Raw genomic sequence first — 364 nt, 5'->3', positions numbered from 1 at the left:
CGTCGATTTCAAGGCGAACTGACCATGAGCACGCGTGGAATGGTGGTGTGCCCGCAGCCGGAAGCTGCGGAATCGGGCGCGGAGATCCTGAAAGCCGGCGGTAACGCCATCGACGCCGCAGTGGCGTGCGCGCTCGCCCAGACCGTGGTCGATCCGCTGATGTGCGGTATCGCCGGATTCGGCACCGCAGCGGTCTACCTGCCCGGCAGCAACGTGCATGAGTATTTCGACTTCCACGCGACCGCGCCGGGCAATGCCCGACCGGACATGTGGGCCGACCTGCTCGAAGGCGAAGCCCGCGACGGCTTCGGCTTCTTCATCAAGGACCGCCTCAACGACATCGGCTATCAGTCCGTCGCCACCC

Annotated in this window: 1 protein-coding gene; it reads left to right on the top strand. The window is 65.7% G+C overall.

Features of this window, described 5'->3' with window-relative positions; all coding sequences use genetic code 11:
• Positions 1-24: 24 nt before the first annotated feature.
• Positions 25-364 (top strand): gamma-glutamyltransferase (locus AC1DCP_RS26695; protein WP_476774915.1); only part of this gene is annotated, 340 nt, incomplete at its 3' end.

It is taken from the genome of Agrobacterium sp. 10T429, assembly GCF_056393925.1.
The sequence above is the reverse complement of the archived record's forward strand: the minus strand, read 5'-3'. Positions and strand labels throughout refer to the sequence as shown.